The organism is Candidatus Paceibacterota bacterium, from assembly GCA_035452965.1.
Lineage (GTDB): Bacteria > Verrucomicrobiota > Verrucomicrobiia > Limisphaerales > UBA8199 > UBA8199.
In genome coordinates this window covers 64,022-84,910 of record DAOTCE010000017.1, presented here as the reverse complement: position 1 = coordinate 84,910, position 20,889 = coordinate 64,022, and the positions used below count along the sequence as shown (strand labels likewise).

Here is a 20,889-nt window from a genome sequence, read left to right as displayed (position 1 = left end):
CGTGCCACACCCGCGCAGCACAATGCCATCGCTGCTCTTGCGCGGTTCGCGCTGCACAAAAAAGGATTATCAAATGACAATCCATGCACAGCGTAACTAACTGCCGGTGCTACCTTGCTGCTCGGGAATGGATGAAGGCCTCTGCACCTGAACGACAGGGGCGAATACCATACCCTTCCCGTTAAGCGATATGATTGCCACGCTATCCCGAAAGAAGAAGAACCGGCTGCCCAGCGTCCTGGAGCACGCAAGCGGCGATAAACGCTTCAAGATTCTTGAAGTGCACATCAAGAAGCATCAGTTCCGGCAGGACGCGCTGATCGAGGTGCTGCACAAAGCGCAGGAGCTGTTCGGCTTTCTCGAAGACGACTTGCTGCTGTTCATCGCTTACCGGCTGAAACTGCCCACCAGCCGGGTGTATGGAGTCGCCACCTTCTACCATTTCTTCACCCTCAAACCGAAGGGCAAGCATAGCTGCGTCGTTTGCATGGGCACCGCCTGCTATGTCAAAGGGGCGGACAAGGTGCTGGCCGCAATCGAGAACAAGGCAAAGATCAAGGCCGGCGAAACAACGCCGGACGGCGAACTCTCGCTGCTCACGGCCCGCTGCATTGGGGCGTGCGGCATTGCCCCGGCGGTGGTTTACGACGGAACCGTCACCCCGCGTCAAACCCCCGAATCGGCGCTCCAATATGTGAAAGGATGGACCGGCCATGGACATTGATGACCTAGTTGAGATAGCCAGGAAGGAACGCGCCTCGCGGAAGAAGCACGTCATCCGCTGCTGCATGGCGGCCGGCTGCATGTCGTCCGATTCGAAAGGCGTCAAGGATGCCCTGGACAAGGCTGTCAAAGCAGCGGGCCTGGAGGACCAGGTCGAGGTGCGCGGGGTCGGCTGCATGAAACTGTGCTGCCAGGGTCCGCTGGTGCAAGTGGACACCCACGAGCCGGGCGCAACCGTCCAGGTCAGCCCCGAAGGCCAGGGCCCGCTATACGTGAAGGTCACCCCGGAGAATGCGCCGTCGCTAATCGGCACGCTGAAGGGCGGAAAGACCAAGGTGGAGCGCGGCGATCCCAGCCATCCGTTCTTTACCGGGCAGTTTCCCATCGTGCTGGCCAACAGCGGCATCGTGGACCCCGAACGCATCGAGTCCTACATCGCGGCGGATGGCTACCAGGCCCTGCACGATGTGCTGCGGGAGATGACTCCCAAAGAAGTGCTGGACACAATGGTCCAGAGCGGCCTGCGCGGGCGGGGCGGCGCGGGCTATCCGACCGGCCTGAAGTGGGCGACGGTCGCCAAGACGGCCAGCCCGCAGAAGTATGTCATCTGCAACGCGGACGAAGGCGACCCCGGCGCGTTCATGGACCGCAGCGTGCTGGAAAGCGACCCGCACTGCGTGCTGGAAGGCATGGCGATCGCGGCTTACGCCGTGGGCGCGAACCAGGGTTTCATTTACGTGCGCGCGGAGTATCCGCTGGCCATTGGCCGTCTGCAGGCGGCCATCAAACAGGCAAAACAGCAAGGCTTGCTCGGCTCCGGCATCTTCGAATCGCCCTTCAACTTCAACATTGACTTGCGCATCGGCGCCGGCGCATTCGTCTGCGGCGAAGAGACGGCGCTCATGGCCTCGGTCGAAGGCAAACGCGGCGCCCCGCGGCCCCGCCCGCCCTTCCCGGCCGAAAGCGGCCTGTGGACCTGCCCGACCCTGATCAACAACGTCGAGACCTTCGCCAACGTGGCGCCGATTATTCGCAAGGGCGCCGATTGGTTCACGAGCATTGGCACCGAGAAGAGCAAAGGCACCAAAGTCTTCGCGCTGGCCGGCAAGATCACCAACACCGGCCTGATCGAGGTGCCGATGGGCACGCCCCTGCGCAAGATCGTCGAGACCATGGGCGGCGGCGCCCCTGACGGCGGCAGGATCAAGGCGGTGCAAACGGGCGGGCCGTCCGGCGGGTGCATCCCGGCCGACGCGCTCGATACGCCGGTGGACTACGATTCGCTGACCAAACTCGGCTCGATCATGGGCTCGGGCGGCATGATCGTGATGGACGAGACCACGCAAATGGTGGACGTAGCCCGCTTCTTCATGGAATTCTGCATGGACGAGTCGTGCGGCAAGTGCATCCCCTGCCGGGCCGGCACCGTGCAAATGCACGGCCTCCTGACGAAAATCCTGGGACACAAGGCCACCGCGCGCGACTTGCAGAAGCTTGAAGACCTTTGCGAGATGGTGCGGAGCACCAGCCTGTGCGGCTTGGGCCAGACCGCGCCCAACCCGGTGCTGAGCACGCTCCGGTTCTTCCGCAAGGAGTATACCGACCTGCTCAAGGCCGATATTCACGGCGGGCCCGGCGGAAACGGCAGCGCGCCCAAACCGGCGCCGGCCCCGGCAACCTGACCCACGCACTGGAGCTAACCTATGGCTGCAAAAACTTTAACGATTGATGGGAAACAAGTCAGCGCCGACGAGAACGCAACCATCCTGGATGCCGCTCGGGACGCGGGCATTACCATCCCGACGCTCTGCCACCTGGAAGGCGTGTATGATGTCGGCGCCTGCCGGCTTTGCCTGGTGGAGGTGACGGGCGTCTCGAAGCTGCTGCCCGCCTGCACCACCAAGGTGAGCGAAGGAATGGATATCAAGACCAACAGCGAACGGCTGCGCAAGTACCGGCGCATGACGCTGGAGCTGCTGTTCGCCGAGCGGAATCATGTCTGCGCGGTCTGCGTGTCCAACGGCCGTTGCGAACTGCAGGCGCTGGCCTACAGCCAGGGCATGGACCACGTGCGCTTCGACTACCGCTTCCCTCAGTGGGAGGTGGACATCACGCATCCGCTCTTTGGGATGGACCACAACCGGTGCATCCTCTGCGGCCGGTGCGTGCGCGTCTGCTGGCACATCGAAGGCGCGGGCACCAAGAACGTCTCCGGCCGCGGCAGCCGCGCCCGCATCATCACCGACCTCAATCAGCCCTGGGGCGCCTCGGACACGTGCACCAAGTGCGGCAAGTGCGTGATGTCCTGCCCGACCGGTGCCCTGTTCAACAAAGGCTCGACGGTGGCCGAGATGGAGCGCGACCGCACCAAGCTCGAATTCATCGTCACCGCCCGCGAGAAAAAACAGTGGATTGCCGACTAGTATGCAAACGAAGCACGAAATGGAAGCGAAGCCGGACACCGGCCGGCCGGCGCTCCTGCGCCTGGCCACAGTTTGGTTCGGCGGCTGTTCCGGCTGCCACATGTCGTTTCTGGACCTGGACGAGTTCTTGATCGAACTGGCCACCAGGGTCGAATTGGTATACAGCCCCGTCATCGACGTGAAGGAATACCCCGAGGCCGTGGACGTGTGCCTGATCGAGGGCGCCATCTGCAACGCGGATAACCTGGAGCTGCTCCACAAAGTTCGGGAGCGGACCAAAGTCCTTGTCTCGTTCGGCGACTGCGCGGTCACGGCCAACGTGCCCGCCATCCGCAACCAACTCGGCCTGGGGAACGCGGAAAGCGTCCTGCAGCGCGCCTACATCGAGTGCGCTCAGAACAACCCAAGCCTGCCCAACGAGCCGGGCATCGTCCCGGTGCTCCTGCCCCGGGTGATACCCGTGCACGAAGCCGTGCGGGTGGACTACTTCCTGCCCGGCTGCCCCCCGCCGGCCGACCGCATCAAGGCCTTCTTGGTCCAAGTGCTCGAAGGCAAGGAGCCGCAGCTTGAAGGTCCCCAGCTCAAATTTGGATAGGATCGTTATGGCTCAACGTATTGTCATTGACCCCGTGACCCGCATCGAGGGCCACGCCAAGATCAGCATCTTCCTGGACGACGCCGGCAATGTGTCCGACGCCGAGTTCCACGTGGTGGAGTTCCGCGGGTTCGAGAAGTTCTGCGAGGGCCGGCCCTACAGCGAGATGCCCGGCATTACCCCGCGCATCTGCGGTATCTGTCCCGTGAGCCACTTGCTGGCTGCGGCCAAGGCGGGCGACGCCATCATGGCCGTTGATATCCCGCCCGCCGCCGACAAGCTGCGCCGGCTCATGAACCTCGGCCAGATCATCCAGAGCCATGCCTTGAGCTTCTTCCACCTGAGCGCGCCAGATTTCCTGCTCGGCTGGGACACGCCCCCGGCCACGCGGAACGTATTTGGCCTGATCGCCTCGAACGCCGACCTGGCCCGCGCCGGCATCCGACTCCGCCAATTCGGCCAGGAGATCATCCAGGTGCTCGGCGGCCAGAAGATTCACCCGGCCTGGGCGGTGCCCGGCGGTGTCCGCAGCTCCATCACCGAGCAAGACCGCGCGCGCCTCCGCGCCTGGCTGCCCGAAGCCTATGCCACCATTGCGACGGCATTCGACCTCTTCAAGAAGGTGCTCGAAACGCACAAGAAGGAAGTCCAGATTTTTGGCAACTTCCCCTCCCTCTTCATGGGGCTGGTGGATCCGGATGGCGGCTGGGAACATCACGGCGGCAAGCTTCGGTTCACCGATAGCAGCGGCAGTGTGATCGCCGACCAGCTCGATCCGCAGAAGTACTACGAATACATCAGCGAATCGGTGCAAACGTCCTCCTACCTGAAGTCGCCCTATTATTCGCCCCTGGGCATCCCGGACGGCATGTACCGGGTCGGGCCGCTGGCCCGCCTGAACGTGGCTGAGCAGATGGGCACGCCCAAGGCCGACGCCGAGCTGAAGAAGTTCAAGAAGCTGACACGCGGCGACAACGCGGTGATCTCGTCCTTCCATTATCACTATGCGCGTCTGATTGAAATCCTGACCTCAATCGAGCGCGTCGAGGCCTACATGGACGATGCCGACCTGCTCAGCGAAGACCTGCGCGCCGACGCTGGCATCAACAGCCTCCGCGGCGTGGGCGTCAGCGAGGCCCCCCGCGGCACGCTCTTCCACGATTACACCGTGGACCGCGACGGCCTGCTCAAGAAGGTCAACATGATCGTCGCCACCGGCCAGAACAACCTGGCGATGAATCAGACCGTCGCTCAGATCGCGCGCCATTACGTGCGCGGCAACAAGATAACCGAGCCCATGCTCAACCGCGTCGAGCACGGCATCCGCTGCTACGACCCCTGCCTGAGCTGCTCCACGCACGCCGTCGGACAGATGCCCTTGCACATCCGGCTCATTGGCCCCGGCGGGGCAGTCCTGGACGAACTGGCACGCGGTTGACTTGGGCGGTTATCGAGGGTTAGACGGCGAACGAGGACGACGATTGCTCGGGTAATAATAGGGGCGGGGAGTCTGCAAACTGCGCGGCTTGGGAGGCCGTTCAGTCGGGCGTCACGCTTGCTTTGTTGCAGGTTCGGGCGCATCCTGTGGTTGATGCTGCCTGACGAAACAAGCGGTCCCAAGCAGGTTAAGATCTTTCGCGGCATGCCGGGCGAGCGGCGCTTGCGGCTTGCGGAGCAACTCGACTGGTCGGCGCGCAAGCTGAAGCTGGCGGGGCTGCGCGCCCAGCATCCGGATCGGACGGAAGAACAACTCAACGCCGAGGTGCGGCGCATTTTCCTCCACGCCCGAACCTGAGCTGCTTCACGCGCGCCGTCATGTTGTTCTTCGTCCAACCACGCTCGGCGCCCAAGTCGGATCGCGCGGTTGCCTGGCCGGGCAACGGCGGGCTCTCTCGGATTGCCGGCATCGCTTGGGCAGTATAGATATGACGGATGAATCGCTCGAACGCTCAGGCGTTTTCCTTGATTGCGGCGTTGGCCGGCCTGTCGGTCGCCGGCGGCGTCGCCCTGGGCCAGGCCGGCGCGCCTTTGCCTCAATACCATATCTATGCCGGCAACACGCACTCCCACACCGCGAACACCTGGGGCCACGGCGAGCAGTATGGCAAACCCGTTCCGGAGCCGGGCGCGAGCAAGCAGAAGGCAGCGAAGGCCAAGGTGCTGAAACCGGACTGGCAGAAATATCAAGGCCCGCCCTCGGCGCACTATGCCTTGGCCAAGTCCAAGGGCTACGATTTCTACACCACAACCGATCACTCCCAGGAAGCCACCTTTCAACCGCCGAGCCGCACTAATGCGGCCTGGGTAGCCGCCAAGCGTGACGCCGCCGCCGCCACGGATGCCCGTTTCGTGGCCATCGCCGGCTATGAGCACTCGGAAAACAACGGCCCGAACGGGACCGGGCACCTGAATGTCATCAACAGCAGCGAATACCTGAACGCCCTGGCGCCAGGCGTGGACCTCCCCTACTTATACCAGTGGCTCAAGACCGTCCCGCCCAATGGTGATGGCCCGGTGGTTGCCAGCTTTAATCACCCTGGGCCCCACGGCTATAACGACTGGGCCTGGTGCGACCCTCAAGTCGCGGACATCCTCACCCTGTTGGAGGTCATCAATTCCAACAACCGGGTCCACTATGAAGCCTTTGTAAACGCCTTGGACAAGGGTTGGAAAGTGTCGCCCGTATGCGGCCTCGACAACCACGGTTTCTGGGGCATCACGCATCATACTTCCCGCACGTTCGTACTGGCGAACGCCCGGACCAAGGCGGCCATTCTGGACGCCATGAAGCACCGGCGAACTTATGCCTCGCTGGAAGGCAACATCCAATGCCGCTACACGGTGAACGGCGCGATCATGGGCTCGACACTTCATCGCCCGGACTCATTCCAGTTTGACATCTCCATCAGTGATCCCGACACCGGCCGGCCTGGGGACAAGCTCACAAAGATAGACATTGTAAAGGACGGCGGCGCGATAGTGCAGGCTTACACTCCCACACCCGCCTATTCTGTGACGTGGAAACCCACGATCACGGATGCCACCAACAGGTACTTCTTTGTACGAGTGTGGAATGCCGGAGGCGGCGATGCGCCAGGCGCCAAACCGGCCAAACCAGTCGCCTGGCTGGCGCCGGTCTGGACCGGCAGATGACGCCCGCGGAGATATCCAACGACTGCGAAACATATGAATCCTTACTCCCGAAATATCGGCACCCTGATGCAGGTGATCCTCTGCCTCCTGATTTGGACCTGCGCCTCAGCGTCTCTCGTCTTCCGCGCCGCTGAGCCGGTCCTGCCAAACAAGGGCGATTACCGCCTATTTGCCCGGACGAACCTGGCCGCCTGGTGCATTGTGCCGTTCGACGCCAAAGCGCGCGGGCCGGAAGAACGGGCGGCGATGCTCGAGAAGCTGGGCCTTAAGTTGTTCGCCTACGATTACCGCGCCAATCACATCCCGACGTTCGATGCTGAAATCGAGGCGCTCAGGCGTCACGATGTCCGACTGCTGGCGTGGTGGTTCCCCTGGGAGATGAACGACGAAGCGCGGCTAATCCTGGACGTGCTCCGGCGCCACAATCTGCGCGGCGTCCAGCTTTGGGTCAGTGGAGGGGGCCAGCCGACCAGGAACCATGCGGAGCAGGAAGCCCGCGTTGAAGCGGAGGCGGCGCGCATCCGTCTCATCGCCGAGGCGGGGGCCAAACTGGGCAGCCCGGTCGCCCTATATAACCACGGGGCTTGGCTTGGCGACCCGGAAAACCAAATCGCCGTCATTGAGTTTCTGAGGCAGCGGGGCGTCACCAATGTGGGCATTGTCTATAACCTGCACCACGGCCATGATCACCTCGACCGTTTCCCCGCCTTGCTGAGTAAGATGAAACCTCACCTGCTCGCGCTCAACCTCAATGGCATGACCCGCGATGGGGAGAAGCTCGGCAAGAAGATTTTGCCCCTTGGCCAGGGGGACCTTGACCTGAAGCTGCTGCGCATCATACGCGATAGCCGCTGGCACGGCCCGCTTGGCATTCTGAACCACACCGACGAGGATGCCCAGGTCCGCCTGCAGGACAACCTCGACGGTTTCGACTGGCTGGTCGCGCAGATCGAGGGCCGGCCACCCGGTCCCAAGCCCACGCCCCGCTCCTGGCGCAACCCCGATTAGGATGGCACCGGCAGAACCAGAACTGCCAGCAGCCCTGCTGGTCATCGGCTACGGCAACACGCTGCGGCGGGATGACGGTGTAGGGCCCAGGGTGGCGGAAACGGTGGCATCGCTGGCGCTGCCGGGCGTTCGCGCGCTGGTTTGCCCGTTGCTGACGCCCGAACTCGCGGAGGCGGTTTCGGAAGCGCGCCTCGTCATTTTTGTGGATGCGGCAGTGGATGCGCCACGCCAAGTGCAAATGCGCAAGCTCTTGCCCGCGGCGAGTTCTCAAATCATGGCCCACGCGGCCAGCCCGGCGACTTTGCTGGCGGTGGCGCGGGACGTGTTTGGCCATGCGCCCGAGGCCTGGTGGCTGACCATCCCCGTCGAGGACATTGGCATCGGGGAGGAACTCTCACCGCTGGCACAACGCGGCTTCGAACACGCGGTGGCAGAGGTTAAGCAGCGCGCCGCCGATCCGCGTAGCGGTTAAGCGCGGGCCGGCTGGTGCCGCTCGGAAAGGTAAGCGTGGATTTGTTGGGCGGCCCGGCGAGCATCGCGGACTGCGTGCAGCACGAGGCTCGGGCCGCGGACGATATCACCGCCGGCAAATACCCCGGGGATGCTGGTCATCTGGTTCAAATCCACTGTCACGCCCCCCCAATCGTTGACAGCGAGGTCGCTGAGCTCGCCCGAGTGCGGGCAGGGCACGCGATCAAAGCCCAGCGCCAGCACAATCAAATCCGCCGGCATGTCAAACTCCGTGCCCGGGCGAACCACGATTGGGCGGAGCCCATTGGAATCCGCCAGGCCGAGCTCCGTGCGTATGAGCCGCAGGCCGGCGACCTGGCGCTGGTCGTTTCCCAGCACAGCCACCGGTGCCGCCTGGAACACAAATCGCGCACCTTCCTCGCGGGCGTTATCGTATTCGTGGCGGGTGCACGGCATATCCGGCTCGGCACGCCGATAGACGCACACGGCCTCGCTTGCGCCGTAGCGGATGGCGGCGCGCAGGCAATCCATCGCTGTGTCGCCGGCGCCCACGACTACGACGCGCTTGCCGGAGACTTCGATAACCGGCAGGTCCAGCACCACGGGCGTGGTCTTTTGGAGGATGAATGGCAGGGCCTGGATGACGCCCCGGAGGTCGGCGCCGGGAACCTGCAAGGTCCGGGCTTTGCGGGAGTCGAACCCAAGGAAGACAGCATCGAACTCGCTGCGCAATTGTCCGAAATCAAGATTCTCCTCGAGCTTAAGGCCCAGGCGGAAGACCACGCCCCGCTTCCGCAGCACTTCAATGCGGCGTTGGACGATGGAGTATTCCACCTTGAACGCCGGCGTGCCGTTCACCAGCAGCCCCCCCGGCACGAGCGCCGAGTCAACGATGGTGACGGCATAACCGCGCCGGGCAAGTTCATCGGCGCACGCAAGACCGCCCGGCCCGGAGCCCACCACCGCGACGCGCAGGCCGTTGGGCGGGGCGGTGCTCGCACCAGCCTGCCCGTGGGCAAAAGCATACTCGGCGAGAAACTGCTCAATGGCGCCGATGGAGACCGGCTCGGACACGCCGTTCAGGACACAGGAACCCTCGCAAAGGCGTTCGGTGGGGCACATCCGAGTGCAGATTTCCGCCAGGTTGGTGACGGAGCCCAGCACGGCGGCGGCTTCGAGGAACCGGCCCTCGGCGGTCAGCAACATCCACTGCGGGATAGGGTTGCAGAGAGGGCAACCGGTAACACAGCTCGGGTTGGGACATTGGATGCAGCGGCTCGCCTGCTCGCGGGCGGTCGCCTCGTCGTAGAGGCCGTAGATCTCGAGGAAATCGGCCACCCGCTCCGAGGCGGAGCGTTTGGGCAGTCCCTCGTGGGCCACCTCGCGCCACGCGTACTTCGGGTTGGGCCGTTGCGAAACAGTGTCGCTCATCGCGTGACCATTAGTCACAACCTGTCTATCGCACGGTTTGGCGGGACCGGCAAGCGGTTAATCTGGTGCGGACTAGCGCCGCTTGCCTGGGACGGGAGGTGTGACTCGTTGACCGAGTAGGCCATGCGGCTGCGGTCTCGGCGAGACCGCGCAACCTTCCCTGGGGGCTCGGGCGCTGTTTGCCGAATGCCTGCCAGTCCTATGAACAGGTACAACAGGCTCAATTCGACCTGTAAGACCGCCGCTGTCAACGGTCACAGAATACTTGCCTTGGAACAGGTGCTTGACCTGCGAAGAGGTGAGAGTCACCTCGCTGAAGAAGGCAGTGCGGCCGACATTGGAGACGAGCGGCTGGCCAAAGTCAGATAAGGGCTCCGATCGCTGGCGAGGATTCCCCGGGCCGACGATGTGCGCGGAGGTGAATTGACCCGCCAGGTCCAGCTCGCCGCGCAGCGTATTGCCCGTAAGGATGAAAGAGCCGGTGCCAACTTCCGGGTTCGCACTGCCTGCCTCGTGGCGCGGGCTGGACCATTCGACTGTGAACTGGACGGATTCGCCGGCTGAACCAATGTCCCCGGCGCGGATGGGCTTATCCGGGCAGGTCTCGTAGGCCCAGTCCACGACTGTAACCGCGTACTCAAACAGGTTAATGCCTGGGCCAGCGTATGGTCGGGGCAACCGAACACGAACCCAACCGTAGCGGGGGCCGCCAGTACTACATACACGGACCCCCATATAGGCCACCCCAAGGTTCCCTAACGGGCCACTCCAGCCCGAATAAACAATCTGATCCCCAATGATTGCTCCATAGCGGCTCCACCAGTAAGCGGCCAACCCCGCACCCCACCACGGCGGCGTAGCCCAACCGCTGGTGGGCGGCGCATCGCTGCCGATTTCCGCGCCAAAAGGCTGGAGGAGCGCATCGTAGCCCGTAATCAGCATTTGGTTGGTGCCCAGCGCGCCAACGCAATATGGCCAAGCGCCGCCACTGCTTGGATAATCCGTTGTGATGAGTGGGCGGGTTGACCAAAACGAGAAGTCGGCAGCGGCGTCCTGGTTGAGGTCTATAGCAGTTGCGAACTCAAGAGGCACTTGAAATGAGGGGCCGCTGAAGTAGGCAACGGTGCTCTGCCCGGAGACCGTGATGAGACAGCTAAACGCGAGGAAGGCGCTCAAGGCTCGTGCTTTCATGGGTGGCGTCCGTTTTCGGAACGACGATTAAGGATTAGCACAATTCACAATGGAACACAAGGAGAATCCCATCCCGCTAATCTGGTGCGGACTAGCGCCGCTTGCCCGGGGTGCGAGGTGGGGTCTGCTCGCCGGGTAGGTTTTGAGACGGCGTCCTTGGCCGAACCGCAAATGACAACCCGCAGCATCCCCCCCCCACCCAGGCCGGCCACGGCGATGGGACGGCGGCAATCCAGCGGGACCCCGGTGTGTATCCCATGGGGAGCGCTCCCCATGGGATACACACTGGGGTATCACGGGTGTCAGAGCGTTGTCACACTGGCACTCGGAGCTATGGGGGCTGCGCTCGGAAGCCATCACTGTCTCAAAAATGGACACAACACTGGTTTCCCCGGGGGCGGCAATCCGATTTGGGGATATGGGACTGCCCTAATGGACTGCGGCGCTTAGCGAGTTGCGGAACCAACTCACCCGGCGGTGAAAGGGCAGAGACCGCCCTACCTTTTCGGCCTGTATTGGCCGAACAAGTCGCGGGCAAGGTCGAACACCCGGCTGCCGGGTGTTTTGTCGAGGCAGTAGGTGACTACCCCGTCGCATTTGCCCTCACTCCACGCCTCGAGGCAGAACCGGAGCCACTCAGCCATGCGCTCGGGGCTGGCGGGCTCGCCGTGGCGCAGCTTGAATTCGCCAGCCTGGCCGGCGGTCATAACGATGAAGGGGACATGGAAGCGGTGCTGGGGCGTCTTCAACCGGTCCCCGAAGCCCGCTTCGAAGGGGCCGCGCTGGGTCACCTGCCATTTCTGCGGGCGATCGAGGCCGGCGGTTCCTTTGATCCCCTCCCCCCGCAGATCCTTGAGCTGCCATCGCACCCCGAAGTTGCCGACACCTTTCTTGTCCAGCAGACGAAACGCTAGCGTGGACTCGTCGCCTCCCGGTACGGCCGCGGGCAGTTCCACCGTGATGCGTCGCCAGGCGTTGGTGCCCCCGGCCACGTCCTCCTCCCACACAACGGTTTTGTTGACCAGGAGCTGTTTGAAGTGGTACCCAGCGGTCGGGCCGGTGAAATCGTCCCGCTCCTGGAAGCTGATCCGCCGCGGTCCAAGCGGTGAGACCCTGGCGGGCAGGCTGGCTTCGACAAAGTCGCCCGGCTGCGAGGGCGTGTTCGCCGGGAAACTCAGTTCGCCCGGCAAGACGACGGCGTCGTCGTTCAAAATTGCCCACGCGTGGTCCATCTCCGTGCGATCCCGCGGGTAGGCGACCACGACGCCATCAATGACCTCACGGTAATCCTGGACAAACTGGCGCCGAATCTCTCCGAAGTACATCAGCGGCAGGAAGGCAAGCCGTGGGTTGATTCCCTTGCCCCGTCGCTGCAGGTCGCGGACGACCGCGGGCGTGAAGAACTGGTGGTTCCCGTAGAAGTCGTCAATCACCCAAGCGGTCAGGTTGGTGTGCTGGAGAGAGAGACGCGCGATCTCCTCCGCCCAGCGCCCGTAGTCCAGCCGGAACGGTTCGGAATAGCTAGTGCCGTATAAGGGGGGGCTTTCGGTCGGCGGCACCAGATAGACCCAGATTTCAATGTTCGCTCGGGCCGCTCTAGGCAGGAAGAGCTTCAGGTCGTCCCAGTCTGTCGCGGCGTGCCAGATCAGCCAGTAATAGGTGGTCACGTGCAACTCCTTGAGACGCGCCAACAGGGCGTCACCGTCCACGTGGCCATCCTGGCTGCGCGGCTCGGAATTGTAGTCAGCGAAGTGGAGGGGTGAACGAGCCGGGAGCTTCGGGGCTTTGGCCTGGGCCGGAGCAGGGCTGGCGCTGGCGCAGAGCAAGAGCAGCATGAAGGAGCGGACGAGCAGGCGCTTCCGGATGAGAGTATTCATGGCAGTGTGGATTTCAGTTTCACAATCTCAGGCCTCAGGCCGGGGCTTGATTATCTTGCCCAGGAGTTCTGGCGATCTGCAGGCACCGAACATCACCGCGCTGCGGGTGGACGGCAGACCGGGTGACACGCGAGTGAGGCCCAAGCGACAGCCACTTGACTTGGCGCACCGGCATGGCATTGGCGTTGCGCCGGTGAGGAGAACTTGCATTTGGATCTCGCTCAGCAAGCCCCGAGGCTGCCAAACGAGTGCTGCGATGTCAAAGGGCAAGCAAGACGGCGACGGGGCGGCTAGCGCGCATGCATGAAGCTGCCGGAGGCGCGTGGGTATCTTGCCCGCTTTGCGGATGGCGGGCCAGACAAGCGGGCAGAATGCCCGCACACCTTCATGCATACGCGCTGCGGGGCGGCAATCAACATTTGAAGGGAACAGGCTTGACGGCACCGAGTCTTTTATCAATCAATAGCTATGCTCGCATTCAACCAGAAGATACTAGTCGTTGGTTATGGGGCGGTGGCGCAATGCACCCTCCCCATTTTGGTCAAGCATATCAAGGTGCCCGCAAAGCAGATTACGGTGGTGGACTTCGAGAACCGCCGCAGCCTGCTTTCGCCCTGGCTCAAGCGCGGAGTGAAGTTTGCGCAGGAGCGCATCACGCGCGCCAACATGGGCGCGCGGCTGGGCAAGTACCTCGGACCGGGTGATTTGTTGATTGACCTGGCGTGGAATATTGACTGCTGCGACATCCTCCAGTGGTGCCATGACCACGGCGTCCTCTACATCAACGCCTCGGTCGAGCTGTGGGACCCGTACGAGAACGCCAAAGGCGCCCCGCCCCAAAAGATGACCCTCTACTGGCGGCACATGCAAATCCGCCGCATGATTTCCAAGTGGTCCAAGCCCGGCCCGACGGCGGTCGTGGAACACGGCGCGAACCCGGGCCTCATCTCGCACTTCACCAAGCAAGGCTTGCTGGACATCGGCAAACGCGTGATCAAGGACCGCAAGGTTAAAGGCAAGGCCGCCGACGAAATCCGGCGGCTCATGGCGGAGCAGCAATTCAACCACCTGGCGATGAAGCTTGGCGTGAAAGTGATTCACGTCAGCGAACGCGACACCCAGATCACCGACAAGCCGAAGCAGGTAAACGAATTTGTCAACACCTGGAGCGTCGAGGGCTTCCGCGAGGAAGGCACCACCACGGCCGAAATGGGCTGGGGCACGCACGAAAAGGAGTTGCCGCCGCTCGCCTACGAGCACAAGGACGGGCCGCGCAACCAGATTTGCCTCGCCCGCATGGGCATGAATACGTGGGTCTCCTCCTGGGTGCCCGACTACTGCATCCACGGCATGGTGGTGCGTCACGGCGAAGCCTTCACCATCTCCGATCGTTTGACGGTGTGGAAGAACGGCAAGGCGATTTACCGGCCCACCGTGCACTACGCCTACTGTCCGTCCGACTCGGCCATTGCCTCGCTGAACGAGTTGCGCGGCTACGACTACCGGCTCGTGGAGCAGCAGCGCATCCTCAACGACGACATCATCAGCGGCTCCGACATCCTGGGCGCGTTGCTCATGGGCCATGCGTACAACTCATGGTGGATTGGCAGCGACCTCAGCATCGAGGAGTCGCGCCGCCTGGTGCCGCACCAGAACGCGACCACCATGCAGGTCGCCATCGCGGTCGTAGCCGCCGCCATGTGGATCATCGAGAACCCGGACCGCGGCGTGCTCGTGCCCGACGACTTGCCGCATGACTACGTGCTCAAGATCTCGAAGCCCTACCTGGGCAAGTGGATCTCCAAGCCGGCCGATTGGACGCCGCTCAAGCATTACACCAACGCCTTCCAGGGCCACAACAATCCGCAGATTGACCGCAAGGACCCCTGGCAATTCAAGAACTTCCTCATTACCGACGGAGACTGAAATGATCAACCGCCGCCTTCTCAAGCGACTCGCGGAGCAGCACGGCACGCCGCTCTTCGTGGTGGACCACGAGCAACTGCGCCGCAACTACGCTCAGTTCAAGCGTTACCTGCCGCGCGTCCAGGCTTACTACGCAGTCAAAGCCAACTCCGACCCGGCCATCGTGAAGACGTTCTACGAGGCCGGGGGCAGCTTCGATGTCGCCTCCATGCCGGAGTTCCGCATCGTCTACCAGTACATCAAGGACCTGCCCGACAAACAGCGGCAGGATTGGATCTGGGACAAGATCATCTACGCGAATCCCATCAAGGCCAACGAAACCCTGCGGGACCTCAACCAGTACAAGCCGTTGGTGACCTACGACAACTACGAGGAGATCACGAAGATCAAGAAGTACGCCCCCCTGGCGGGGCTGGCCTTGCGCATCAAGGTGCCCAACACCGGCGCGATGGTCGAGCTCTCCTCCAAGTTCGGCGCCTCACCGGGCGAGGCCGTTGATATGATCCTCGCGGCGGACAAGGCGGGCCTGGTCGTCGAGGGCTTGAGCTTCCATGTCGGCAGCCAAACCACGAACTTCCAGAACTACGTGGCCGCCATCAACCTGGCGGCCAACCTCTTCAGGGAAGCCCGGCAGCGCGGCTACACCAAGATGAACTTGCTCGACATCGGTGGCGGCTTCCCCGCGCCCTATGACGACAGCGTCAAACCGTTCCGCGAATTGGCCGGCATCATCAATCGGGAGATCGACCGGTTATTCCCCAGGAACATCGAGATCCTGGCCGAACCCGGCCGGTTCCTGGTTGCGACCGCCGCTGTCGCCGTCTCCAAGATCATCGGCAAGGCCGTGCGCGACGGGAAGCTCTGCTACTACATCAACGACGGCGTCTATCACACCTTCTCGGGTGTTATATTCGACCACTGCCACTACCACCTCAAGGCCTTCAAACGCGGCCCCACGCAGATCTGTTCCGTGTTCGGCCCCACCTGCGACGCGCTTGACGTGGTGTCGCTGGCCGAGCAACTCCCCGCCAACCTCGAACGGGGCGACCTGCTCTACAGCGAGAACATCGGCGCCTACAGCCACGCCTCCTCCACCTGGTTCAACGGCTTCGCCCCGGCCAAGGTGGTGCACATAAACCAATAAACCCCCACGCTACCTGGCCTGGGCGGGCGCGTCAGCCGCCGGGTGGTAGTTCGACAGCGCGCGCTTCGCGCAACAGGCTGAGGCTGGTAATGAGCGACCACAGCCATGCGGCGATGAAAGTTGCGCCCCCCGCAACGCCCAGCCAGGCTACGGACTTCGGCGGGGCGTCGTTGAGAAGTTCATTGTAGCTTTGCAGGGCCAGCAGCACAAACCAGCCGATAACCATTCCGAACCCGGCGAGCGCCAGGAGACACTGCCCGAGGCCCGCCAGGCGCCGGCCGGCCATGAACGAGCCCAGCCCCGGCGTGGCGCATTGATTGAGAAGGGCGGCGTTCCGGGCGGCGGAGCGGCTAAGCAGCTTGCGAGGCTGGCGCAGAGAAGATGCTCTCATACGCATACATCATGGCGCTGAACGTGAGCGGCAAGGTGACGAAGATGCCCACGCAACACGCCAGGAACCCGGCGCAGTTGATCAACCCGCATACAACCGCCAAACCAACGACCAGCCACCAGTGTTTGCCCACCATCCTCCGGCTCGCGCCCATCGCCGGCCAGAAGTCCATTTGCTTGTCAATAATGAGCGGCAGCGAAAACATCCAACTGGCGGCCAGGTAGACGGCCGGAATCAGCACGACAATAAAGCCCACCAGGGCCAGGAGAACGGGGCCCACCTCAGCGGCGTTATTCTGAGCCATCATGGCGATCGGGAAAGCCATGATCGCGATGCCGGGCAGCATCGCCAGGCAAGTGAGGAGGGTCACCACGATATAGCCCAGCAACAGGTTCGCAAATGCCAGCCGGAAGCCGGCAAACACATCCCCGATCTCCGCCCCCTGCCCGCGAATGACCTTGAGCAGGAAGTAGTAAACGCCGCCCGTCAGCGGCCCGGTAATGATAAGACTCCCCACCGACACCAGTATCCCAACGATCGGAATCTGCGCCACCATGCTCATGCCGCATTGGATCAGCAGGTAAACGGCGACACCCCCAAAAACCAGGCCAAAGTTGTTCTTCAGCAACTCCCAGGCTTTTCCCACGCAGCCCCCAATGTCCAGGTCATAGTCGCGAGTGAGAATGTCTTCCGGCAGCCCGGGACGTCCCCCAACAACCGGCAGCGCGCCCGGCGTCGAGAGACTGGAGGCCACGATGTCCGCAAACTCAGGGAAAGCGGACAACGGCTGCCATTCCGTGGTGCCTTCAGCCTGAACCGGGGTTCGCGCATTGACGCGGCCTTCGGCCGCCCAGCGGCGCAGGTCCTCCGCGGTAACCGGCCCGTATTCCTTTTGGTCTCCGCCAATGATCCTGAACATAAGGTCCGGTCTCAGTGAAACGCGCTCTTGACTTCCTCCTTGGACAGCACCATGACGGCCCAAATTCCGATCGGCAGGCCGATCAGGCAGCACGGCGAGAGGCAGGGAATCATTGCTATGATGCTGGCGGTCATCGCCAGGCCGTAGCTCTCCAGCTTCTTCATCTTCATCGCGCCGAAGAAGATGAGGCCGCTTAGCAGAATCGCAATTATGCTGGACACCACGCCGATCGTGCCCGAGAACATATTGGCCCATGCCTCTTTGGGTATTCGGTCGCTCGGCATCATGGAGGCCCCCGCGAAATGCCAGACGAGGGAAAATATCTGCGCAATGACCCCCAGGACGGCCGTCACAATTAAACCTGTGGCCGGCCCTTTCACCCGGTCCGCGGCATTCGGTCCCGGGGTGGGCTCCACGGAAATTCCCGGCACCGGCCTGGACGCCGCCGTCGCAAATTCCGGCAGGTCACCCAGCGCTTTCCATTCGGTTCCGCCCTCGGGCAGCACTTGGGTCTGCGCGGTAACGCGACCTTCGGCCATCCATTGGCGCAGCTGCTCGGCCGAGACAGGCCCGTATTCCTTTTGATCCGCTCCGATTATTTTATACATAGGTTCTTGCCTTTCTTTACTACCGAATAACCCGGTTGTATGCCATTGACGGTCTGTGAGCAAGCTCCGGCTGGCGCGGCCTCAAGGCCGCAGCAGGTCAAACGGTGCGCCGGGCAGGTTTCGCAGCAAGCTGACCAGCAGTACCCCTGCCAGCATCAGCCACAACCATCCCGGCCGCAAGCTGATAGCTGCCGGTTGGTTCCTCAGCTTCTTCAAGCCAGACCACGCGCCCAGCCAGATGAGGAACGGCAGGGAAACAACCAGCATCGGGTTAAAACGAAAGGCTGCCGCCAGGTCCCCATGCAGCAATTGGTGCAGCGCTCGCAGCACTCCGCACCCGGGACAGAGCAAACCAGTGGTCTGGTGGAAGAAGCAAACCGGGTAGAAATGGTACCGCCTGGGGTCGAAGCAGAACAGCACCAACCCCGCCGCCACAAGCAACACCAACCCTGCCAGGGCAACCGGCCGGATGCCCCTGAATGAAGTGGCGGATTCGGACATCCTACAGCCTTTCCATCTTGCGCATGACGTCCGAAGCGCTCAGCGCGACACCAAGCACACACGCCAGAGCCGCCAGCACGAGGCTAAAGCAAGAAAGCACCAGGCCCGCGATGGCCAGGCCCCTGCCCTGTTGTGCCTGCGGATCCCTCCCGATCTGGGATAAGGCGACCAGCGCGAAGATGATTCCCAGCAGATTAAAGGGCAGCCCGTAGCAGCAGCACATTCCGCACGTCAGTGATAGAATCCCCATGACCAGGCTGGCAAGTGCCATCGAGTTAGTGCGAAGAGTCGGCGCCAGGTGGATTGGCCTCGGGGCCGCCGGGGGCGGGGAGATGCGGCTCAGCAATGCGGCGAATTCAAGGTACTCCGTCAGCGGCTTCCATTGAGTGTCCCCTTCGGCCCGCGCTCGCGTCAGCGCGTTGGCCCGGCCTTCGGCGATCCATTCGCGGAGTTGGATCGCCGGGACCGGCCCGTATTCCCTGCCGTCTGCTCCGATGATTCTATACATAACCGCATTACTGAGTGTTGGCGCTGAGATCAGCCGGCGCACTCGTTCCACGCCCAGACTGGCGGCAGCCCGCGTCGGCGGCTGCACGAATCGAACGCATCGGGGTTAGAACCACTCTTTTCGCCCGTCAACATACACCCGCACAAACTCCTCATCCGGCTTGCACAGGTAGATAATGCCCTCGACGAGGCCGATAATGCCCATGACGCACCCGCCGAAACCGCAGGTGAGCACCGTGACCAGCAGCATGATCAGCCCCGCGCCCGTGTAGCCGAGGATGAACTTATGCACGCCGAGCGAGCCCAGCAGAATGCCGCATATGCCCGCTGCAATCTTGTTCGACGCCCGAGGGTTGGGGATGGAGGACGGCGGTGAAGACGCTGGCGGCACGAGGCTCGACGGCGAGGCCGACGGCGGCGGCCTCAGGTCGGCCGCAAACTCAGGCAACGCGCCCAGCGGCTTCCAATCCTGCGTGCCCTCGGTTTGCACGAGCGTTTGTGCGCTCGCGCGGTTCTCGGCAATCCAGCCCCGCAACTGCTCCGCGCTAACCGGGCCGTATTGTTGTCCGTCCTTGCCAATAATCTTGTACATGCAGTCCTTCTAATCCCCCACGCCGCTCCCGCCAAGTGGAAAAGCAGCCGTCCTTTGTAATGGGGCGGTGGGATGGCGAGCCTCACCCGCCTGCTACGCCTGCCTTCGCAGCTCCGCCAGCTTTGCGGCGGCCCGCCCGCTGTCAATGGTCTGCCCCGCCAACTCCCAACCCTCCGCCAGCGAGCGCACCCGGTCAGCCACGAACAAAGCGGCGGCGGCGTTGAGCAGAACGGCGTCCCGCTTCGGGCCGCGCTCCTCGCCCTTCAACACACGGCGGATAATCGAGGCATTGACCTCGCGATCGCCGCCGCGCAGGTCCGCCAGCACCGCCGGCTGCAGCGGGAACCACTCCGTTCGCACCGTCGAACAAGCTAACGCCCGTTCCTGGTAGAACTCCGCCACTGTCGTCGGACCGAGCGGGGAAAGTTCGTCCAAGTACCGGACCGTCCCGGCCTCGCCGGGCACGGCCCCGCACACGACCATCGCGCGGCGCATGCCGAGCGACTGCAGCACGCGCGCGAGCGGCGCGCACAAGTCCGGCCGCGGCACGCCAATCAAGGCCGCCGTCGGCGCTGCCGGGTTCAGCAACGGTCCGAGGAAGTTGAAGATCGTGCTCTGGCTTTGCGCGGCGCAGAGCTTGCGCGCCGGGATAATGTGCCGGAAGGCGGGGTGGTATTTTGGCGCGAAGAAGAACGCAAAGCCGTGTTCGCACAGCGACCGCACGGCTTGCTCCGGTTCCCAGTCAAACGGGATGCCCAGGGCCTCCATCACGTCCGCGCTCCCTACCAGCGAAGTGCTGGCTCGATTGCCATGCTTGACCACCCGCACACCCGCCGCAGCGGCGATCAGGGACACCGTTGTCGAGATGTTGAAAGTGCTCAGGTGATCGCCCCCCGTGCCAACCACATCCAGCAGAACGCCGCTGCGCAACTCCTCCACCAGCGCCGGTCGAACCGACCGACGGCCCAACTCGCGGGCAAACGTCGCGATTTCATCCACCGTCTCACCTTTCCGGGCCAGTTGCGTTAGAAACTCAGCCTTGGTCGTCGCCGGCACCGCCTCGTCAACCAAATCCCCAACAGCCTGGCGAACCTCGTCCTCCGTGAGATTATGCGCTAACGCAAGCCGGCGTGTCAGACTTTCAAGCATGACTCATCCTAGACGGTGGACTGGATCGGCTGCAATTGGGAACCGCGGAGGCGGATGAACACCGGTGGCTGTTGCGGCAATGGGGCTCTATCGGAAGTTCCGTCGGGAGCGCCATAGATAGCAACACCCGGTGGAAGTATGTGTGAGCGCAGCCGTTCCACCGCAGATATGCCCCAGGAAGCGTCGTTACCCCAAGGAGCGGGATGCGGGCTAACAAGAGGTTCGGCACGGATTTCCGGGAAGTGCCAACGGTGGTTGCCATCTACGCTACCTGGAACGC

At 63.0% G+C, this 20,889-nt stretch carries 21 protein-coding genes and 1 pseudogene; 11 read left to right on the top strand and 11 right to left on the bottom strand.

The window, feature by feature from the left end; genetic code table 11:
- Positions 1–190 precede the first annotated feature (190 nt).
- The 9 genes from hoxE (at position 191) to P5205_13750 (ending at position 8,374) form a co-directional block, all read left to right on the top strand.
- Positions 191–724 carry a bidirectional hydrogenase complex protein HoxE gene (gene hoxE / locus P5205_13790; GenBank protein ID HSA11433.1) on the top strand — a complete coding sequence of 178 codons (534 nt, stop codon included), beginning with the start codon at positions 191–193 and terminating at the stop codon, positions 722–724.
- The gene (locus P5205_13785) at positions 714–2,405 is read left to right on the top strand and encodes an NADH-ubiquinone oxidoreductase-F iron-sulfur binding region domain-containing protein (protein HSA11432.1); all 1,692 of its coding nucleotides are present in this window, start codon (positions 714–716) and stop codon (positions 2,403–2,405) included. The genes hoxE and P5205_13785 overlap by 11 nt, the downstream gene beginning before the upstream one ends.
- Positions 2,406–2,426: 21 nt before the next feature.
- The gene (hoxU, locus tag P5205_13780) at positions 2,427–3,146 is read left to right on the top strand and encodes a bidirectional hydrogenase complex protein HoxU (GenBank protein HSA11431.1); all 720 of its coding nucleotides are present in this window, start codon (positions 2,427–2,429) and stop codon (positions 3,144–3,146) included.
- A gap of 1 nt (position 3,147) precedes the next feature.
- Positions 3,148–3,741, top strand: coding sequence for an oxidoreductase (locus P5205_13775; protein HSA11430.1), 594 nt, complete (start codon positions 3,148–3,150; stop codon positions 3,739–3,741).
- Positions 3,742–3,748: 7 nt separating this feature from the next.
- Positions 3,749–5,179 carry a Ni/Fe hydrogenase subunit alpha gene (locus P5205_13770; protein ID HSA11429.1) on the top strand — a complete coding sequence of 477 codons (1,431 nt, stop codon included), beginning with the start codon at positions 3,749–3,751 and terminating at the stop codon, positions 5,177–5,179.
- A 153-nt stretch (positions 5,180–5,332) separates the two neighbouring features.
- A complete protein-coding gene (locus P5205_13765) occupies positions 5,333–5,536 on the top strand; it encodes a hypothetical protein (GenBank protein ID HSA11428.1) in 204 nt (67 codons plus the stop codon).
- Between the two features lie 137 nt (positions 5,537–5,673).
- On the top strand, positions 5,674–6,894 hold the full coding sequence (locus tag P5205_13760; protein ID HSA11427.1) for a hypothetical protein: 1,221 nt from the start codon (positions 5,674–5,676) through the stop codon (positions 6,892–6,894).
- Positions 6,895–6,927: 33 nt separating this feature from the next.
- Positions 6,928–7,902: a sugar phosphate isomerase/epimerase gene (locus tag P5205_13755; GenBank protein ID HSA11426.1), complete on the top strand. Its 975-nt coding sequence runs from the start codon at positions 6,928–6,930 to the stop codon at positions 7,900–7,902.
- A gap of 1 nt (position 7,903) precedes the next feature.
- Positions 7,904–8,374 carry a hydrogenase maturation protease gene (locus P5205_13750; GenBank protein ID HSA11425.1) on the top strand — a complete coding sequence of 157 codons (471 nt, stop codon included), beginning with the start codon at positions 7,904–7,906 and terminating at the stop codon, positions 8,372–8,374.
- Here P5205_13750 and P5205_13745 read toward each other — a convergent pair.
- The 3 genes from P5205_13745 to P5205_13735 form a co-directional block, all read right to left on the bottom strand.
- Entirely contained in the window at positions 8,371–9,804 is a 1,434-nt protein-coding gene (locus P5205_13745; protein ID HSA11424.1) for an NAD(P)-dependent oxidoreductase, read from the bottom strand. The two genes, P5205_13750 and P5205_13745, sit on opposite strands and share 4 nt — an antisense overlap.
- 72 nt (positions 9,805–9,876) lie before the next feature.
- A complete protein-coding gene (locus P5205_13740; protein ID HSA11423.1) occupies positions 9,877–10,995 on the bottom strand; it encodes a hypothetical protein in 1,119 nt (372 codons plus the stop codon).
- Between the two features lie 497 nt (positions 10,996–11,492).
- Positions 11,493–12,872 (bottom strand): hypothetical protein, encoded by a 1,380-nt coding sequence (locus tag P5205_13735; GenBank protein HSA11422.1) that lies wholly within the window; start codon positions 12,870–12,872, stop codon positions 11,493–11,495.
- A gap of 468 nt (positions 12,873–13,340) precedes the next feature.
- Between P5205_13735 and P5205_13730 the strand changes: the two genes are divergently transcribed.
- On the top strand, positions 13,341–14,798 hold the full coding sequence (locus P5205_13730; GenBank protein ID HSA11421.1) for a saccharopine dehydrogenase C-terminal domain-containing protein: 1,458 nt from the start codon (positions 13,341–13,343) through the stop codon (positions 14,796–14,798).
- 1 nt (position 14,799) lies between these two features.
- Positions 14,800–15,942: a type III PLP-dependent enzyme gene (locus P5205_13725; protein ID HSA11420.1), complete on the top strand. Its 1,143-nt coding sequence runs from the start codon at positions 14,800–14,802 to the stop codon at positions 15,940–15,942.
- A gap of 31 nt (positions 15,943–15,973) precedes the next feature.
- Here P5205_13725 and P5205_13720 read toward each other — a convergent pair whose 3' ends face one another.
- The 8 genes and pseudogenes from P5205_13720 to trpD form a co-directional block, all read right to left on the bottom strand.
- Positions 15,974–16,333 (bottom strand): hypothetical protein, encoded by a 360-nt coding sequence (locus tag P5205_13720; protein ID HSA11419.1) that lies wholly within the window; start codon positions 16,331–16,333, stop codon positions 15,974–15,976.
- On the bottom strand, positions 16,293–17,252 hold the full coding sequence (locus tag P5205_13715; protein ID HSA11418.1) for a GYF domain-containing protein: 960 nt from the start codon (positions 17,250–17,252) through the stop codon (positions 16,293–16,295). Before P5205_13715 ends, P5205_13720 begins: the two co-directional genes overlap by 41 nt.
- Positions 17,253–17,263: 11 nt before the next feature.
- Positions 17,264–17,860, bottom strand: coding sequence for a GYF domain-containing protein (locus tag P5205_13710; GenBank protein HSA11417.1), 597 nt, complete (start codon positions 17,858–17,860; stop codon positions 17,264–17,266).
- An 81-nt stretch (positions 17,861–17,941) separates the two neighbouring features.
- Positions 17,942–18,361, bottom strand: a complete 420-nt coding sequence (locus P5205_13705) for a DUF2752 domain-containing protein (GenBank protein HSA11416.1) — start codon at positions 18,359–18,361, stop codon at positions 17,942–17,944.
- 1 nt (position 18,362) lies between these two features.
- Positions 18,363–18,869, bottom strand: a complete 507-nt coding sequence (locus tag P5205_13700) for a DUF4190 domain-containing protein (protein HSA11415.1) — start codon at positions 18,867–18,869, stop codon at positions 18,363–18,365.
- Positions 18,870–18,974: 105 nt separating this feature from the next.
- Positions 18,975–19,229, bottom strand: coding sequence for a TM2 domain-containing protein (locus P5205_13695; protein ID HSA11414.1), 255 nt, complete (start codon positions 19,227–19,229; stop codon positions 18,975–18,977).
- A gap of 87 nt (positions 19,230–19,316) precedes the next feature.
- Positions 19,317–19,460 (bottom strand): annotated as a pseudogene (locus P5205_13690) (DUF4339 domain-containing protein).
- A 93-nt stretch (positions 19,461–19,553) separates the two neighbouring features.
- Positions 19,554–20,609: an anthranilate phosphoribosyltransferase gene (trpD, locus tag P5205_13685; GenBank protein ID HSA11413.1), complete on the bottom strand. Its 1,056-nt coding sequence runs from the start codon at positions 20,607–20,609 to the stop codon at positions 19,554–19,556.
- Positions 20,610–20,889 lie beyond the last annotated feature (280 nt).

What these genes read in the sequence shown, in the direction of transcription:
- hoxE (HSA11433.1), top strand. Translation starts at nt 191, where the DNA reads ATGATTGCCACGCTATCCCGAAAGAAGAAGAACCGGCTGCCCAGCGTC.
- P5205_13785 (HSA11432.1), top strand. Translation starts at nt 714, where the DNA reads ATGGACATTGATGACCTAGTTGAGATAGCCAGGAAGGAACGCGCCTCG.
- hoxU (HSA11431.1), top strand. Translation starts at nt 2,427, where the DNA reads ATGGCTGCAAAAACTTTAACGATTGATGGGAAACAAGTCAGCGCCGAC.
- P5205_13775 (HSA11430.1), top strand. Translation starts at nt 3,148, where the DNA reads ATGCAAACGAAGCACGAAATGGAAGCGAAGCCGGACACCGGCCGGCCG.
- P5205_13770 (HSA11429.1), top strand. Translation starts at nt 3,749, where the DNA reads ATGGCTCAACGTATTGTCATTGACCCCGTGACCCGCATCGAGGGCCAC.
- P5205_13765 (HSA11428.1), top strand. Translation starts at nt 5,333, where the DNA reads ATGCTGCCTGACGAAACAAGCGGTCCCAAGCAGGTTAAGATCTTTCGC.
- P5205_13760 (HSA11427.1), top strand. Translation starts at nt 5,674, where the DNA reads ATGAATCGCTCGAACGCTCAGGCGTTTTCCTTGATTGCGGCGTTGGCC.
- P5205_13755 (HSA11426.1), top strand. Translation starts at nt 6,928, where the DNA reads ATGAATCCTTACTCCCGAAATATCGGCACCCTGATGCAGGTGATCCTC.
- P5205_13750 (HSA11425.1), top strand. Translation starts at nt 7,904, where the DNA reads ATGGCACCGGCAGAACCAGAACTGCCAGCAGCCCTGCTGGTCATCGGC.
- P5205_13745 (HSA11424.1), bottom strand. Translation starts at nt 9,804, where the DNA reads ATGAGCGACACTGTTTCGCAACGGCCCAACCCGAAGTACGCGTGGCGC.
- P5205_13740 (HSA11423.1), bottom strand. Translation starts at nt 10,995, where the DNA reads ATGAAAGCACGAGCCTTGAGCGCCTTCCTCGCGTTTAGCTGTCTCATC.
- P5205_13735 (HSA11422.1), bottom strand. Translation starts at nt 12,872, where the DNA reads ATGAATACTCTCATCCGGAAGCGCCTGCTCGTCCGCTCCTTCATGCTG.
- P5205_13730 (HSA11421.1), top strand. Translation starts at nt 13,341, where the DNA reads ATGCTCGCATTCAACCAGAAGATACTAGTCGTTGGTTATGGGGCGGTG.
- P5205_13725 (HSA11420.1), top strand. Translation starts at nt 14,800, where the DNA reads ATGATCAACCGCCGCCTTCTCAAGCGACTCGCGGAGCAGCACGGCACG.
- P5205_13720 (HSA11419.1), bottom strand. Translation starts at nt 16,333, where the DNA reads ATGAGAGCATCTTCTCTGCGCCAGCCTCGCAAGCTGCTTAGCCGCTCC.
- P5205_13715 (HSA11418.1), bottom strand. Translation starts at nt 17,252, where the DNA reads ATGTTCAGGATCATTGGCGGAGACCAAAAGGAATACGGGCCGGTTACC.
- P5205_13710 (HSA11417.1), bottom strand. Translation starts at nt 17,860, where the DNA reads ATGTATAAAATAATCGGAGCGGATCAAAAGGAATACGGGCCTGTCTCG.
- P5205_13705 (HSA11416.1), bottom strand. Translation starts at nt 18,361, where the DNA reads ATGTCCGAATCCGCCACTTCATTCAGGGGCATCCGGCCGGTTGCCCTG.
- P5205_13700 (HSA11415.1), bottom strand. Translation starts at nt 18,869, where the DNA reads ATGTATAGAATCATCGGAGCAGACGGCAGGGAATACGGGCCGGTCCCG.
- trpD (HSA11413.1), bottom strand. Translation starts at nt 20,609, where the DNA reads ATGCTTGAAAGTCTGACACGCCGGCTTGCGTTAGCGCATAATCTCACG.